At 62.8% G+C, this 14,329-nt stretch carries 11 protein-coding genes and 1 pseudogene; 5 read left to right on the plus strand and 7 right to left on the minus strand.

Annotated elements, in window-relative coordinates:
- Window positions 1-37 precede the first annotated feature (37 nt).
- The gene (locus tag AABA86_RS28055; protein WP_212247947.1) at window positions 38-1,357 is read right to left on the minus strand and encodes a CmpA/NrtA family ABC transporter substrate-binding protein; all 1,320 of its coding nucleotides are present in this window, start codon (window positions 1,355-1,357) and stop codon (window positions 38-40) included.
- Window positions 1,358-2,029: 672 nt separating this feature from the next.
- Here AABA86_RS28055 and AABA86_RS28060 point away from each other — a divergent pair.
- The gene (locus AABA86_RS28060; protein ID WP_092259682.1) at window positions 2,030-2,869 is read left to right on the plus strand and encodes a formate/nitrite transporter family protein; all 840 of its coding nucleotides are present in this window, start codon (window positions 2,030-2,032) and stop codon (window positions 2,867-2,869) included.
- A gap of 60 nt (window positions 2,870-2,929) precedes the next feature.
- Window positions 2,930-4,666: a bifunctional protein-serine/threonine kinase/phosphatase gene (locus AABA86_RS28065; RefSeq protein WP_212248158.1), complete on the plus strand. Its 1,737-nt coding sequence runs from the start codon at window positions 2,930-2,932 to the stop codon at window positions 4,664-4,666.
- Between the two features lie 853 nt (window positions 4,667-5,519).
- On the opposite strand, the gene AABA86_RS28070 is transcribed toward AABA86_RS28065, so the two are convergent.
- A complete protein-coding gene (locus tag AABA86_RS28070; protein ID WP_212247946.1) occupies window positions 5,520-5,669 on the minus strand; it encodes a hypothetical protein in 150 nt (49 codons plus the stop codon).
- Window positions 5,670-6,063: 394 nt separating this feature from the next.
- On the minus strand, window positions 6,064-6,981 hold the full coding sequence (locus tag AABA86_RS28075) for an intradiol ring-cleavage dioxygenase (RefSeq protein ID WP_212247945.1): 918 nt from the start codon (window positions 6,979-6,981) through the stop codon (window positions 6,064-6,066).
- Between the two features lie 172 nt (window positions 6,982-7,153).
- On the opposite strand from AABA86_RS28075, the gene AABA86_RS28080 reads away from it, so the two are divergent.
- Window positions 7,154-8,428: a serine hydrolase domain-containing protein gene (locus AABA86_RS28080; RefSeq protein WP_338309141.1), complete on the plus strand. Its 1,275-nt coding sequence runs from the start codon at window positions 7,154-7,156 to the stop codon at window positions 8,426-8,428.
- 52 nt (window positions 8,429-8,480) lie between these two features.
- Here the strand turns inward: AABA86_RS28080 and AABA86_RS28085 are convergent, their stop codons facing one another.
- From AABA86_RS28085 to AABA86_RS28100, 4 genes and pseudogenes are all read right to left on the minus strand, one after another.
- Window positions 8,481-9,800 (minus strand): TRAP transporter large permease, encoded by a 1,320-nt coding sequence (locus tag AABA86_RS28085; RefSeq protein ID WP_212247942.1) that lies wholly within the window; start codon window positions 9,798-9,800, stop codon window positions 8,481-8,483.
- A complete protein-coding gene (locus tag AABA86_RS28090; RefSeq protein ID WP_212247940.1) occupies window positions 9,797-10,312 on the minus strand; it encodes a TRAP transporter small permease in 516 nt (171 codons plus the stop codon). The genes AABA86_RS28085 and AABA86_RS28090 overlap by 4 nt, the downstream gene beginning before the upstream one ends.
- An 84-nt stretch (window positions 10,313-10,396) precedes the next feature.
- Window positions 10,397-11,395 carry a TRAP transporter substrate-binding protein gene (locus AABA86_RS28095; RefSeq protein WP_338309142.1) on the minus strand — a complete coding sequence of 333 codons (999 nt, stop codon included), beginning with the start codon at window positions 11,393-11,395 and terminating at the stop codon, window positions 10,397-10,399.
- Window positions 11,396-11,776: 381 nt separating this feature from the next.
- Window positions 11,777-12,009: pseudogene (locus tag AABA86_RS28100) on the minus strand (hypothetical protein).
- Window positions 12,010-12,292: 283 nt separating this feature from the next.
- Between AABA86_RS28100 and AABA86_RS28105 the strand changes: the two are divergent.
- Together AABA86_RS28105 and AABA86_RS28110 are read left to right on the plus strand one after the other, a co-directional pair.
- A complete protein-coding gene (locus tag AABA86_RS28105) occupies window positions 12,293-12,430 on the plus strand; it encodes a DUF1236 domain-containing protein (RefSeq protein WP_338309143.1) in 138 nt (45 codons plus the stop codon).
- Window positions 12,431-12,739: 309 nt separating this feature from the next.
- Window positions 12,740-14,197, plus strand: coding sequence for a sensor histidine kinase (locus AABA86_RS28110; RefSeq protein WP_338309173.1), 1,458 nt, complete (start codon window positions 12,740-12,742; stop codon window positions 14,195-14,197).
- Window positions 14,198-14,329 lie beyond the last annotated feature (132 nt).

The raw sequence follows: 14,329 nt of genomic DNA on the forward strand, positions 1-14,329 counted from the left end.
GGACGAAGCGGCCGCCTGACGGCGGCCGCGGGCTCTATCAGACTTCGACGCGCTTGATCGCGAGCGATTTCAGATAGGCTGCCGGATTTTCGGGATCGAACACCTTGCCGTCGAAGAAGGTCTCCTTGCCGCGCGAGGTGGAGGTCGGAATGTCGGAAGCCGCAACGCCGAGCGTCTTGGCCGCGTCCTTCCACATGTCCTCGCGATTGACCTTGGCGATGAGCGCCTTGCTGTCGAAGCCGGCCTCGTATTTGCCCCAGCGGATGTCCTCCGTCATGAACCAGAGATCATGGCTCTGGAAGGGATAGGAGGCATGGTCGCGCCAGTACTTCATGATGTGCGGCGAGTTCTCGACCACCTTGCCGGGAAGGCCGTAATCGAACTTGCCCTTGGCGCGATCGGCGATGTCCTCGACCGGGCAGTTGATCCACTGGCGCTTGGCCATGATGGTGGCGAGCTCCTCCTTGTTCTCCATCTTGTCGGCCCATTGCTGGGCTTCCATCACCGCCATCAGGATCGCTTTCGCAGCCTTCGGGTTCTTGTCGACCCAGGCCGCGCGCATGCCGAGTGACTTTTCGGGATGCTTGCTCCAGATCTCGCCGGTGTTGACGGCGGTATAGCCGATGCCCTGGTGCACCAGCTGCCCGGGCCAGGGCTCGCCGACACAGAACGCATCCATGGTGCCGACCTTCATGTTGGCCACCATCTGCGGAGGCGGCACGGTGATGGTCTCGACATCCTTGTCCGGATCGATGCCGCCGGCGGCGAGCCAGTAGCGAACCCAGAGGTCATGCGTGCCGCCGGGAAAGGTCATCGCCACCTTGGCCGACTTGCCCTCGGCCTTCTTCTTCTCGAACGCCGCCTTCAGCAGCGAGGCATCGACGCCGACCTTGAGGTCGGCATATTCCTTGGCGACCGAGATGCACTGCGCATCGAGATTGAGCCGGGCCAGGATGTACATCGGCGTCGGCTGATTGTTCTGCGTCACCTTGCCGGCCGAGATCAGATACGGCATCGGGGTGAGGATATGCGCGCCGTCGATGCCGTTGCCCTCGGAGCCGAGCACGAGATTGTCGCGCGTGGTGCCCCAAGAGGCCTGCTTCTGCACGTCGACGTCGGGCATGCCATATTTGGCGAACAGACCCTTGTCCTTGGCGACGAAGAGCGGGCCGGCATCGGAGAGCGCGATGAAGCCGAGCTTGGCGCCCTTGACCTCGGGGCCAGCGTCCTGCGCGAAGGCGCCGGCGGGAAAATTCAGTTTGGCGGCGGCGAGAAGTGCGGCGGTAGAGCCTGCGGCCTTCAACAATTGGCGGCGGCTGAGCCCGTTGTCGGAGGGCCTGCGGGTGCGCTTGGTCATATGTCGTCCTTTGCGTCGTTGCAGAATTGATGGCGTCAGTGCACACGAGCAGCCCGTCCGTCCGGCGGCGCCGTCTTTGGCGCATGCGAACGCACGACGGGGGAGACCCCCGTCTGGTGGCGTCGGCAAGTCGGATGAGAAGTCTCGCGGGACGGCTTCAATGGCGTCGGCACGGAACCATTCAAGCTTCATGCCAAGCCCTTCATCGCCAAAAATGGAGGACAATGAAGAGGTTACGGTGACCGCGCCAGACTGCCGCACCTCCGCTCCGCACGCGAAATTTGCGGCCTGCTCAATCCTTGTGCGGCGCACAAAACTTGTGCAGTAGCCCAGGCAAAAGGCTTGAGGGCACGTCGGCAGCCAACCAAGCAGCGACCCATCGTATTGAGATTGCTTGATCTTTCTCGTTGGCCCGAACGGCACGCGACTTGCATTTCCTGGGCCGTCAACGAAGACTGCGGCTCGCCGCATTGTTGCAGCCTCTGGCGGCTGCATCCCGGAAGCTCACTGCTTCGCGGCCCTCACCGGCTCAGTCCTCGTGACGCGATTCTCACGGCTTCCAATTCTCCATACCGCTCATGCGTGGCAAGCCAGCCCGCACGGCCAAAGATGTTCAGCCGCGCTCTCGCCAGGGGTGCGTCGATCTCTCTTACGAAGCAAAAGGAACCATTGATGTCGTATCTCGCGCCTTCGGAATTCGTCACCAAGATGGTGGATGCGGGCGAGTCCAAGATCTTCATGTCCACCCGGGATACCATCATTCGCGCCTACATGGCCGGCGCCATCCTCACGCTCGCCGCCTGGTTCGCCGTCACGATCAACGTCAACACGGGTCAGCCGCTGGTCGGCGCGCTCTTGTTTCCGGTCGGCTTCGTCATGCTGTACCTCCTCGGCTTCGACCTCCTGACGGGCGTGTTCGTGCTCTCGCCGCTTGCCCTGATCGACAAGCGTCCTGGCGTCACGATCGGCGGCGTGCTGCGCAACTGGGGTCTCGTCTTCATCGGTAATTTCGCCGGCGCGTTCACGGTCGCCTTCATGATGGCCTTCGTCACCACCTTCGGCTTCACGCAGCCGCCGGACAAGGTCGGTACCGCCATCGGAATCATCGGCGAAAGCCGGACGCTCGGCTACGCCGCGCACGGTGCGGCCGGCATGGCGACGCTGTTCATGCGCGGCATGCTCTGCAACTGGATGGTCTCGACCGGCGTCGTCGGCGCCATGATCTCGACCTCGGTCCCCGGCAAGGTGATCGCGATGTGGATGCCGATCCTGGTGTTCTTCTACATGGTGTTCGAGCATTCCGTCGTGAACATGTTCCTGTTCCCGTCCGGCCTGCTGCTCGGCGCAAAGTTCTCGATCCTCGACTATCTGATCTGGAACGAGATCCCGACCGTGCTCGGCAACCTCGTCGGCGGCCTCGCCTTCACCGGCATGACCCTCTACGCCACGCATGTCATGACCTTGCCGAAGCGCCAGGTCGACAAGGCTGCGAAGCCCCGCGTTGCGGCCTGATCGAATACGTCTCGACAGGGGAGCCTTGCCCGAGCAGGGTGAGGCTCCCCTCGCCTGGTGATGACGATGACCCGCGGACTCCTGATTTCGGTCGGCCAGCACTCCGACAAGGGCCGCAAGCCCGTCAACCAGGACTTTCACGGCGTCCTCATTCCAGAGGAGCCGCTGCTCGGCCTGAAGGGCATCTCGGCGGTCCTCGCCGACGGCATCTCCTCTAGCAGCGTGAGCCAGATCGCCAGCGAGTCGGCGGTCAAGAGCTTCCTGATGGACTATTACTGCACGTCGGAATCCTGGACGGTGAAGACCTCCGCCCGCCGCGTGCTGGACGCCACCAATTCCTGGCTGCACGCGCAGACGCGCAAGAGCCAATACGCCTATGACCGCGACAAGGGCTATGTCTGCACCCTCAGCGCCATGGTCATCAAGGCGACTACCGCGCACATCTTCCATGTCGGCGACTGCCGCATCTACCGCGTCGCCGGCAAGGCGCTCGAGCAGCTGACCGACGATCACCGGATCATCGTGTCATCGGAGCAGACCTATCTCGGCCGCGCGCTCGGCATCAATCCGCAGCTCGAGATCGATTACCTCGCGTTCGAGGTCGAGGCCGGCGACACGTTCCTGCTGGCGACCGACGGCGCCTACGAATTCGTCGACGCGCGCTTCATCACGAGCGCGCTGAACGAGCACGCAGGCGAGCTCGACGGAGCGGCAAGGGCGATCGTCGAGGAAGCCTACCGGCGCGGCAGCGACGACAACATCACGGTCCAGATTATCCGCATCGACGCGGTACCGCAGCGCGAGCCGGCCGGCATCTTCAATCAGACGTCACAATTGCCGCTGCCTCCGCTGCCGGAGCCGCGCGCGATGTTCGACGGCTACCGGATTATCAGGGAAATCCACGGCAGCAGCCGCAGCCATATCTATCTCGCCGTCGATGCCGAGACCGAGGAGCCGGTCGCGCTCAAGCTGCCGTCGATCGATTTGCGCGACAATGCCGCTTATCTCAAGCGCTTCCTGATGGAGGAGTGGATCGCGCGCCGGATCGACAGCCCGCACGTGCTCAAACCGCTGTCGCAGTCGAGGCGACGCAGCTACCTCTATGTCGCGACCGAGTTCGTCGAAGGGCAGACTCTGAAGCAGTGGATGACCGACAATCCGCGCCCCGATCTCGAAACCGTGCGTGGCATCATTGAGCAGATCGCCGCGGGCCTGCGCGCCTTCCACCGCATGGAGATGCTGCATCAGGATCTCAGGCCCGACAATATCCTGATCGACAAGACCGGCACCGCGAAGATCATCGACTTCGGATCGGTCAGGGTTGCGGGCGTCGCGGAGGCTGCGCCACGGGACGAGGCCGACGAAATCCTGGGAACGGTCCAGTACACGGCGCCGGAGTATTTTCTCGGGCAAGGCGGCTCGCCGCGCTCCGACATGTTTTCGCTGGCGGTGATCTGCTACCAGATGCTGACGGGAAAGCTCCCCTACGGCGCCCAAATTGCCAGGATCCGGCGCAAGGCGGACGTGCGAAGGCTCAAATATCGCCCTGCAGACGACGACCGCAATGTGCCGGCCTGGATCGACGGCGCGCTCCGCCGCGCGCTCCATCCCGATCCCTACAAGCGGCACGAGGACCTGTCCGAATTCGTCTTCGAGCTTCGCACGCCCAATCCGGCCTATCTGGACACGCGGATCACGCCGCTCCTGGAGCGCAGCCCGCTAATGTTCTGGAAGCTGACGTCGGCCGCGCTCGCCTGCGCCGTCGTCGTGCTGCTGGCATTGCTGCACGCCCGCTAGGGCGTAAGCTTCTGACGGTCATGCGAAATTTTACCGTTTGTCAGAGAATTGCTGCCGAGGTCTCCCCTAAATCAATCTTTTTGTCGGACACGTTTATCGGCGCCGACTATCCGCCAGCGTGATAGCGCCTGCAGCCACTAGGACAATGACGATGACCGTGGCAAGCGCCTCCACCGAGGCCAGGGTGTCGTACCAGCTGTTCCAAAGCTCAAGCATGCGCTGGCCTCTATCGCGCGCGCCGCCCCTCAGCGATAGAATACGCTTTCTCAAAAGGACGCGCCTTCGCGCGCAAGCACAATGCTGCGTTTCGTCGCGTGCCTTTTGATCGCGCGGCAACGTGACCCATGCCGGAGGCCGGAATATCGAGCGAACGTAGTTGTGGTCGCCGCGTGGGGAGATCGCCGGCGGCTATGTCGAAGATGTTGACCAACTGTGAAGTGGTTTACATCCTTGGGTCTTGGCTCGGGCTAAAATGACGAAGGCTTCTTACTTTGAAGGAGGCATCCAATGCTCGCGGCAATCAAATGGAACTCCCGATATAACGCTCGCGAATGGGTGATGAAGGCTGGGGCGCTCGTCGTCCAACTCCGCGCACCGAATGCAGACCGACAGAACGGTGAAAGTAGGTCAACGCGGCCACTCTGGAAACAGTTCGACGACACCCATCATTGGGACTCAACCGCGGAGGAATGGGTCCCAAACCCTGATCGGTGATCGTGCAACGCATTGTGCGCGCACCGGCCGAATTCGGAGACTTCAAGATCCCTGTCGCTGACGGGCCCGTCGAGCGGTGAGGCCGCGTCTTGGCTTTGTTTTGCTCTGACATCCGTATCACGGACTGACGCGGTCGGCCCTACTGGGCTTGATCATAGGCCTGAAGGATCCTGACAAAATCAGCCATGCTGGATCGATCCTGGTTTTCAGCCATAGCCGCAATCTGAGTCTTGGACGCGGGTTGGCTTCCCTGCCAGAACCGCATCAGGAGATCGGCGATGTTTCTCATGGCGTACTCTCTGCACCAACCATGGCAATAAGCATCGGTTGAACGGCAAGGCGCCCGCTAGTTCGGGAGAAGGGCCGGCGGGCGCTACGCCGCCGGCCTTGTCCCGCAACTGCCGGCTCACAGGGCCGGTTCCGTTGCTTTTCACTCTGGATGCATCGGTAACACCAAGCATTCGGTCGGCGCCATCGCGCGCAGGTATGAAGTGACCATACTTAGGTAGACTTGGATTAGTGAATCGGGATCAGTCGACCAAGTGTCGGTTTAATCGCTGGTAGGTTGACGACTTGCGTGGATGGCCCAACTCGGAAATCCGCTGAGGTCCGTCATTGTGCCGCTATCAGAAGTACGGCGGACGTCGTACGCGCCCGGACTGCCGCGGCATCCCGGCGGGCCATCAGGCCCGCTCCACAGCCTTCACCCCGAGCGGCGTCGGCGCCATGCCGCCGCCGGGCTTGAGGTGGAATTCGTAAGTCATCAAATGCCACTGACCGTTCGCCTTCGTTCCGTCGGGCATCGCCGGATCGTTGCGCGGCTCGACCTTGGCGACGAGATCATCCTTGACGCCGAACACGACGTCGGAATCGAGATATTTGTCGCCGTCCATGAAGACGTGCGTGATCAGCGGCTCGTATCCCTTGGCGTTGACCAGGAAGTGCACATGCGCCGGGCGCATCGGATGACGCTTGGTCTGCACGATCATCTCGCCGACCGGGCCGTCGGTCGGGATCGGATAGCTGCATGGCAAGATGGTACGGAAGAAGAAGCGGCCGTCCGCGTCGGTGATGAAGCGCGCCCGCGCCGAAGCGCCGACCTCGTCATAGTTCGGCTTCTGGGAATCGTAGAAGCCGTCGTCATCGGCATGCCAGACGTCGACGGGGACATTGGTCAGCGGCTTGCCCTGGAGGTCGGTGACGCGGCTCTGCACGAACATCCGCTCGCCGGTTTGATTGTTCGGCGAGATGTCGGTGCCGTGCGCGGTCACTTTGTGCTCTCCGACATAGAACGGGCCGAGCACCGTGGTCTGGGTGGCGCCCTCACGGTCGCGATGGTTGACCGCGTCGACCAACATGGAGACACCGAGCACGTCGGACAGCAGGATGAACTCCTGGCGGGTATCGGTGCATTTCTGCCCGGTGCGGGTCAGGAAATCGATGGCGTAGTCCCATTCCTCGAAGGTGAGACCCGTCTTGCTCACGTAATCGTGCAGCGACTTCACCAATTCCTGCAGCAGGAATTTCGCGCGCGGATTGGGCGTGCCGTCGAAGCTCTTGACGACGGCCTCGGTAAGATCAGTCTCGTTGAACTGGGTCATGATGGTTTGCCCTGCGTTTTCTCGTTGGCCCTTTTGGGGGCCCTTGGGGCTCCCTGGAGGCGTTCCAGGGGGCAGCCTACACCAGCCGGCCCGCCCGCGTTAAGCGCGAGCGGCTTGGAATGGGGCCGCCATTTGGCTATCAACGGATCGACAAAACTGCCCGGAGGAACTGATGCTCGCCCCCACCCCCGCCTCGCCCGAATCCGTCGGCATGTCCAAGGCCGCGCTCGACCGCATCGATGCGCATCTGAAGAACCGGTACATCGATGCCGGCCGCTTCCCGGGCACGCATCTTCTAGTCTACCGCCGCGGCAAGGTCGCGCACAGCTCGGTTCAGGGCTTTGCCGACGTCGAGCGCAAGCTGTCGGTCAAGGACGACACCATCTACCGCATCTATTCCATGACCAAGCCGCTCACCAGCGTCGCCTTCATGATGCTGGTCGAGGAAGGCCTCGTCGCCATCGACGAGCCCGTCGCCAAATACATTCCGGAATGGAAGGATCTCGGCGTGTTCGTTGCCGGCAACTCGCCGGCCTTCCTGACCCGGCCGCCGTCCAGGCCGATGCTGATCGTCGACCTCCTGCGCCACACGTCCGGCCTCACTTACGGCTTCCAGCAACGCTCCAATGTCGATACCGCCTACCGCACTGAAAAGATCGGCGAGGTCGAGAAGTCGGGCACGCTCCAGACCATGATCGAGGCTCTGGCCAAGATCCCGCTGGAATTCTCGCCGGGCGAGGCCTGGAACTACTCGGTCGCGACCGACGTGCTCGGCTATCTCGTCGGCAAGATCTCGGGAATCCCCTTCGAGCAATTCCTGAAGCAACGCATCCTCGACCCGCTCGGCATGACCGACACCGACTTCTACGTGCCGGCCTCCAAGGCGCATCGGTTCGCGGCCTGCTATTCCGCAGATCCCGGTGGCGGCATGACCTTCCATGCCGGACAGCGCCGCGAAGGCCTGACGCTTCAGGACGACCCGACAACGAGCTCGTTCCTCACTCCGCCCTCCTTCATCTCCGGCGGCGGCGGCCTCTGCTCGACGGTCGCAGACTATCTCACCTTCTGCCGCGCGCTGCTCAACGGCGGTGAGCTCGGCGGTGTCAGGCTGATCGGACCGAAGACGCTGGCCCTGATGACCAGCAACCACATTCCGGGCGGCCGCGCGCTGCCCGAAGTGTCGCGCTCGCTGTTCTCCGAGGCCGCCTATAACGGCATCGGCTTCGGCCTCGGCTTCGCGGTGACCATGCGCCCGTCCGAGACGCTGATCGCCGGCAGCCCCGGCGAATACAATTGGGGCGGCGCGGCCACGACCTCGTTCTGGATCGATCCGGCCGAAGAGCTGATCGCGATCTTCATGACGCAGGTGCTGCCGTCGAGCGCCTACCCGATCCGGCGCGAGCTGCGCAGCATGGTCTACGCCGCGATCACCGAGAGCAATCTGTAACCAATCCAGCCGATCCCGCGGCCCACCGCCGCGGGATCGCGCCATCAGACGCTCATTTGAGCATCTCCGGCACGATCAGGCGCGGCAGGAACAGCGACACGCTTGGCCAGACGATGACGGCCGCCAGCACCAGCAGCATCGGGATCAGCATGATCACCGTGTCCTTCAGAGCATAGCGCAGCCGCACGCCTGCGATCGAACAGGCGATCATCAGACATAGGCCATAGGGCGGCGTCACCAGTCCGAACGCCAGCGACACGATGGAAATGATCGCGAACTGGACCGGATGGAGATCGACGGACCTGGCCAGTGGCTCCAGCACGGTGCCGACGATGACGATCGCCGGGATGGCGTCGAGGAAGCAGCCCACCACCAGAAAGCAGAAGGCGATGAAGAAGCCGGCTGAGACGGTGCCCATGCCCCATGTCGAGACGTTGGCCAGCAGCTCCTGAGGGATCTTGTAATAGGCGAGCAGCCAGCCAAACGCACTTGCGGTGCCGACGCAAAACAGCGCCACGCCGGCAAGGCGCCCGGTGTCGAGCAAGGCCTTGTACAATTCCCGTATGCCTGTCTCTCGATAGAAGAACGCCGACAGCGCGACGGAATATAGCACCGCGACGCAGGCGGACTCGGTTGCGGTGAACCAGCCGAGCAGAATGCCCCCAACGATGATGAAGGGTGTCATCAGCGCCGGAATTGACTTCCAAATGGCGCATCGCATCTCGACCCAGCTTGTCTTCGGATAAGTCGGGTAGCCGCGGCGCACTGCATAGACGTGCACCGTCGCCATCTGCGCGCCCGCGATCAGCAAACCCGGCACGATGCCGGCCAGATACATCGCCGCAATCGAGGTCGAGATCAGGCCGCCCCATACGATCATGAGGATCGACGGCGGGATGATGACCGCCAGGACCGCCGACACCGCGGTGATGGCGATCGAGAACGAGAGATCGTAGCCCTCCTTGGTCTGTGCATCGATGAAGATCTTTGACTGGCTCGCTGCATCAGCGGTGGAGGAGCCCGAGATGCCGGCAAAGAACACCGACAGCACGACATTGATCTGCGCCAGCGATCCGGGCCAGTGCCCGACCATCGAACGCGACAGCGCCACCAGGCGATCGGTGATGCCGCCGATGCTCATCAGGTTCGCCGTCAGCAGGAAGAACGGCACCGCGAGCAGGATGAATGAATTGTAGGCGTTGAAGGTTTCCTGCGCGAGCATCATCATCGAGAGATGAGGCTCGATCAGCAGAATCGGCACGCAGGCAAGGCCGAGTGCGAAAGCGACCGGCACCCGCACGATGAGCAAGCCGATGAAGACCCCGAACAGCACCATCGCGGCCTGTCCGGCAGAGAGTACATTGCCGCTCATCGCCCTGCCCCAACCAGAATGCGCAATTCATCGATGATCTGTTCACCCGCAAAGACGATCCACGTCACGCCGGTCACAGGCCAGGCGACGTGAATCAGCCAAAGCGGCAGATCGGCCAGTTCCGACGTCCTGTTCCAGGCAAAGCGGGTGAACTCGAGGCCGGCCGATACGAACACCAGCGCCAGCGCCAGTATGCCGAGCCGCGCGAGGATCCGCACCGCGGCCTCCGACCGCCGCGACAGGTCAGGCCACACATCGACCTCGAAATGCTGCGCTTCGCGCACGCCGACCATGGCGCCGATCATGATCGTCCAGACGAACAGGAAGCGCGCCATCTCCTCCGTCCAGATGTAGGACGGAATGAAGGGCGTGTAGCGTGAGATGATTTGCAGCGTGACCGGAACAACCAGGACGCCGACGCAGGTGGCCAGCAGGAATTCCAGCAGCTTCGCATAGGCCGCCGATACGCGGCGCCACAGCGACGGTGTGGACGGGACGGGCATTTCAGACATTGGGGCTCCGTGCAGCAGCTCATCCGCCAGCTCCGGGCAAGAAGCGGGGCTTGCCCGGACGTGCTGTCGGCGGACGCAAAGACCTCAGACGACGTTGATCTTCTCGAAAATGCCCTCCGCACCGATTTCCTTGGCGTAGGTGGCCATCACGGGGTCGGCAAGCTTCTTCATGGCGTCCCGCTCCTCGAAGGGAACGCGCTTGAGCTTGCCGGCCTTCTCGAGCGTGTCGAGCTTGACGACCTCTTCGCTCGACTCGAGCTGACGGCCGTAGTCGCCGGCCTCCTTGCCGGCCTTCATGATCGCGTCCTGCAGCTCCTTCGGCAGGGTCTTCAGCGTCTTCACCGAGAAGCAGATCGGCCGGATCGACACGGCGTGCTGGGTCAGGTTGAGATGCGGAGCGATTTCGTAGAACTTCATCGCCTCGACGCCGGCCGCCTCGTTTTCGCCGGCCGATATCACGCCGTTCTGAATCGCGTTGTAGATCTCGTTATAGGCGATTACCGTCGGGCTCATGCCGACCGCCGCAAAGGTCTTCGACCAGATCGGCGCGCCCTGCACGCGAACCTTGAGTCCCTTGAGATCGGCGAGATTCTTGAGCGGCTTGTTGGCGAAGATGTTGCGGATGCCGCCGCCGGAATAGCCGATCAGGACGACCTCGGCCTTGGCCGCGACCTCGTCGGCGATCGGCGCCAGGATATTGGCTTCGACGACCTTGTTCATGTGCTCGATGCCCTTGAACACGAAGGGCGCATCGATGAAGGGAGCGGCCTTGGCGAAGGTCGACATGTGAGCCGGCGAGACGATGCCGTAATCGACCGCCTTGCCCTGCGACATGTACTCGAAATACTGCTTCTCGAGGCCGAGCGAGGAGTTCCTGTGCAGGGTGAAGTTGACGGGCTTGCCGTAGTACTTCTTCACCAACTCCTCGAACCGGAGCAGTGCACGGTTGAAGGCGTGATCGTCGTTGAACTGGACCGCGCCGTTCAGCGTGATCGGCGCTTGCGCCCTGAGGATCGACGGCATCCCAATCGTGGCCGCCGCAGTGGTCGCACCGATACCAGCGAGAAATGACCTTCGCTTCATCGTCTCCCCTCCCTTTGATGCTCCGGCCCTGTAGCCGGGCCGTGAGCGCAGCCGGTATGCGGCTTGCGAAATGGAAGCGTATGAAAAACGTCGGCCGGACGGAAGTCATTTCGCGTGCGCTGGAGGTACTCTTCGTCGCAGGGTTACGCCCGGCACGCCTGCTGCACTGCAACTCGCGCTCCTGCCGGCGCGGCCAGTCCGTATGGGCGCAGTCGCACTCTCGTAGGAGGCGGACCACGAGCGGACCTGTGCGCTGCACGCACGGACCCGCTCGCCCGTTACTGCTGGCCTAGTGCATATGCCCGATCAGATAGATGCCGCCGCCGATCACCAGCACGGCCGGCACGGCCCACAAGATCAATACCGGCATTTGAATCCTCCTCAGTTTGACGTGCAGCCTTCACGGTCTTCATGCCGCTTTCAGCTTCGGTCCGCGATTTGTAGATCGTGCCCGACGGGCTGACGACGGTCATCGTCGTGTCCGTCGGCTTCTTGTCGACGACGGTGCACTTCTTCGTCTTGACGTCCTGCACGACGTAGAACTCGTCGGCTGCGAACGAGGGCAGGGACAATGCAGTAAGCATCAACGCTGCGGTTACTATTCTCAGCTTCATTTGCTTCTCCCCCAATCGCCGCGCTTTCCCGACCGGCTCATTCAAAACCGGCGCTTATCCTCGTGAGGAGGACAAAGATGAAGAAGCTGCTCTTGCTATCCGCCGCGGCTGTTCTGATCTCGACCGGCGCCTTCGCGCAATCCACTGTGGTGACCATCACCGAAACCGGTCACACGGCAGCGGTTCAGATCGAGCCGCAAGACCAGACCAGGATCAAATCCTACGTCACTGGCATCACCTTCGCCCGATCACGACAAAGGAAAGGATCATCGTCGGCGCGACCGTGCCGGGCGACGTCGAGCTGGAGGCCGTGCCGTCCGATTGGGGTCCCTCGCTCACCAAGTATCGCTACGTGTATTCCGGCGATCGCGTGATGCTCGTGGACCCAGGCTCGCGCACAGTGGTTCAGGAAATCGATTGATCAAGTCGTGAGGCGGCCGTCTTGAAGGCGGTCGCCTGCCCGGGCTTGACCGCATGACCTCGCATCGAGACGCCGGGATCGGCACTTCTGACCGCACTCCGCTTGAGCTGAAGCGCGGACATCCCGGACTGCGCTGCAACATCTCGTTTCCGAACCGCTCGCCATCTGCGAAAAACATGGCGCCGCGCAAGTCCCGCACGTATGGTCTGCCCAAAATCATAATCCGGCGCCGCTGCGCCGGAACCGGGACGCCCGCGTTTGTCAAAGCTCACCCTGCCGGTCCGGCTCGCTCTTCTGGTGACGGGAACGATGTTGCCGCTGATCGTCTTTGCGGTTGGCATTGTGTTCTACAATTACAAGCAGGATCGAAGCGACGCGACCCGCCGAGTGCTGGAGAACGTGCGCAGCATGCGCCTCGTGCTCGACTCCGAGGTGCAGCGGATGACCGGCGGCTTGCAAGTGCTTGCACTGACGAATTCGCTTCGTAACGACGACTTCCAGAACTTCCGCCGCATCGCGCTCGGCTTCCTCGACCAATATGGCAAGGGCGGGCTGGTGCTGATCTCCGATCGCAAGGGCCGGCTGCTGTTTTCCTCCGCAACGGAAGACATCGCAAGCCTGCCGCCACGCGGCCATCTCGAGATCATCGAAAGGGTATTTGCGACCAGGTCGCCGCAATATTCCGACCTATTCACCGGCGCGATCAACGGGCGACAGGTGCTCACCGTCGAGGTTCCGGTGTTCCGCGACGGCGAGGTGATCTACGACCTCTGCTTCAGCCCGCCTATCAGCATCTTTCAGGAGCTGGTGGAGAAGCAGCGGCCCGACCGGCTCTGGACGGTGACTCTGCTCGACACCAAGGGCATCGTGTTTGCACGCGCGCCGAACCCCAGCGAGACCTTCGGCAAACGCGCCTCGCCCTCGCTCTATGCCGAGATGTTCCGCCGCAGCGAGGCATCGCTCCCGACGGTGTCGCTCGACGGCATCGCTCTGGCCGCGGCCTACACACGATCGCGGCTGACGGGCTGGACGATCGCCGCCGGCGTCGACGAAAGCTCGCTGATTGCGCCGCTCTGGCGCAACATCGCGATCACCAGCCTGATCGGCGGCATCCTGCTGCTGACCGGCCTGACCTTCGCGGTCAGGATGGCGACCACGATCGCGCGCGGCGAGATGCTGCACAATCTCCTGATCGACGAGCTCAACCATCGCGTCAAGAACACGCTGGCCTTGATGCAGGCGATCGCGGTGCAGACCTTCCGCAGCGCCAGCCGGGACGAGCGGATGAAGTTCGAGGGACGGCTCGGCGCACTGGCCGAAGCGCATAATTTGCTGAGCCAGGAGAAATGGGCGGGCTCCGAGCTGCGGGAGGTGATCGCCCGCGCGCTTCAGCCGTTCCTGATGAATAGTCCCGACCGCATCCGCATGGCCGGACCCGCCGTGCCGCTATCGCCGCGGCTCGCCGTGGTGCTCTCGATGATCGTGCACGAGATCGCCACCAACGCCGCGAAATATGGCGCGCTATCCAACGAGTCCGGCCGGGTGACGCTGGACTGGGAGATCATCGCCGATGCCCCGAAACCGCGGCTGCGCCTGATCTGGACCGAGATCGGCGGACCACCGGTGACCGCGCCGGTACAGCGCGGCTTCGGCTCGCGCCTGATCGAGCGCAGCGCACGCGACCAGCTCGGCGGCGAGGCCACCGTCGACTTCCTGCCGCGCGGCGTGGTCTGCACGGTGGTCTGTACGCTGGACGAGGCGCGGTAGCCGCTCCGGGCCTGACGCCATATCGCAGCGCAATACAGTCTTCCTGCGACAATTGCGCTCGCCCCACGCAATCATCCGATGTTAAACATCGGATGATTGTGAAGCGGCCGGCGGGCGGCCAATACAAATGAA

This window comes from Bradyrhizobium sp. TM233, from assembly GCF_036247965.1.
Lineage (GTDB): Bacteria > Pseudomonadota > Alphaproteobacteria > Rhizobiales > Xanthobacteraceae > Bradyrhizobium > Bradyrhizobium ottawaense.

Coding starts and splice junctions, on each gene's coding strand:
- AABA86_RS28085 (WP_212247942.1), bottom strand. CDS start 9,800: ATGAGCGGCAATGTACTCTCTGCCGGACAGGCCGCGATGGTGCTGTTC.
- AABA86_RS28095 (WP_338309142.1), bottom strand. CDS start 11,395: ATGAAGCGAAGGTCATTTCTCGCTGGTATCGGTGCGACCACTGCGGCG.
- AABA86_RS28055 (WP_212247947.1), bottom strand. CDS start 1,357: ATGACCAAGCGCACCCGCAGGCCCTCCGACAACGGGCTCAGCCGCCGC.
- AABA86_RS28070 (WP_212247946.1), bottom strand. CDS start 5,669: ATGAGAAACATCGCCGATCTCCTGATGCGGTTCTGGCAGGGAAGCCAA.
- AABA86_RS28090 (WP_212247940.1), bottom strand. CDS start 10,312: ATGTCTGAAATGCCCGTCCCGTCCACACCGTCGCTGTGGCGCCGCGTA.
- AABA86_RS28110 (WP_338309173.1), top strand. CDS start 12,740: ATGTTGCCGCTGATCGTCTTTGCGGTTGGCATTGTGTTCTACAATTAC.
- AABA86_RS28065 (WP_212248158.1), top strand. CDS start 2,930: ATGACGATGACCCGCGGACTCCTGATTTCGGTCGGCCAGCACTCCGAC.
- AABA86_RS28060 (WP_092259682.1), top strand. CDS start 2,030: ATGTCGTATCTCGCGCCTTCGGAATTCGTCACCAAGATGGTGGATGCG.
- AABA86_RS28075 (WP_212247945.1), bottom strand. CDS start 6,981: ATGACCCAGTTCAACGAGACTGATCTTACCGAGGCCGTCGTCAAGAGC.
- AABA86_RS28080 (WP_338309141.1), top strand. CDS start 7,154: ATGCTCGCCCCCACCCCCGCCTCGCCCGAATCCGTCGGCATGTCCAAG.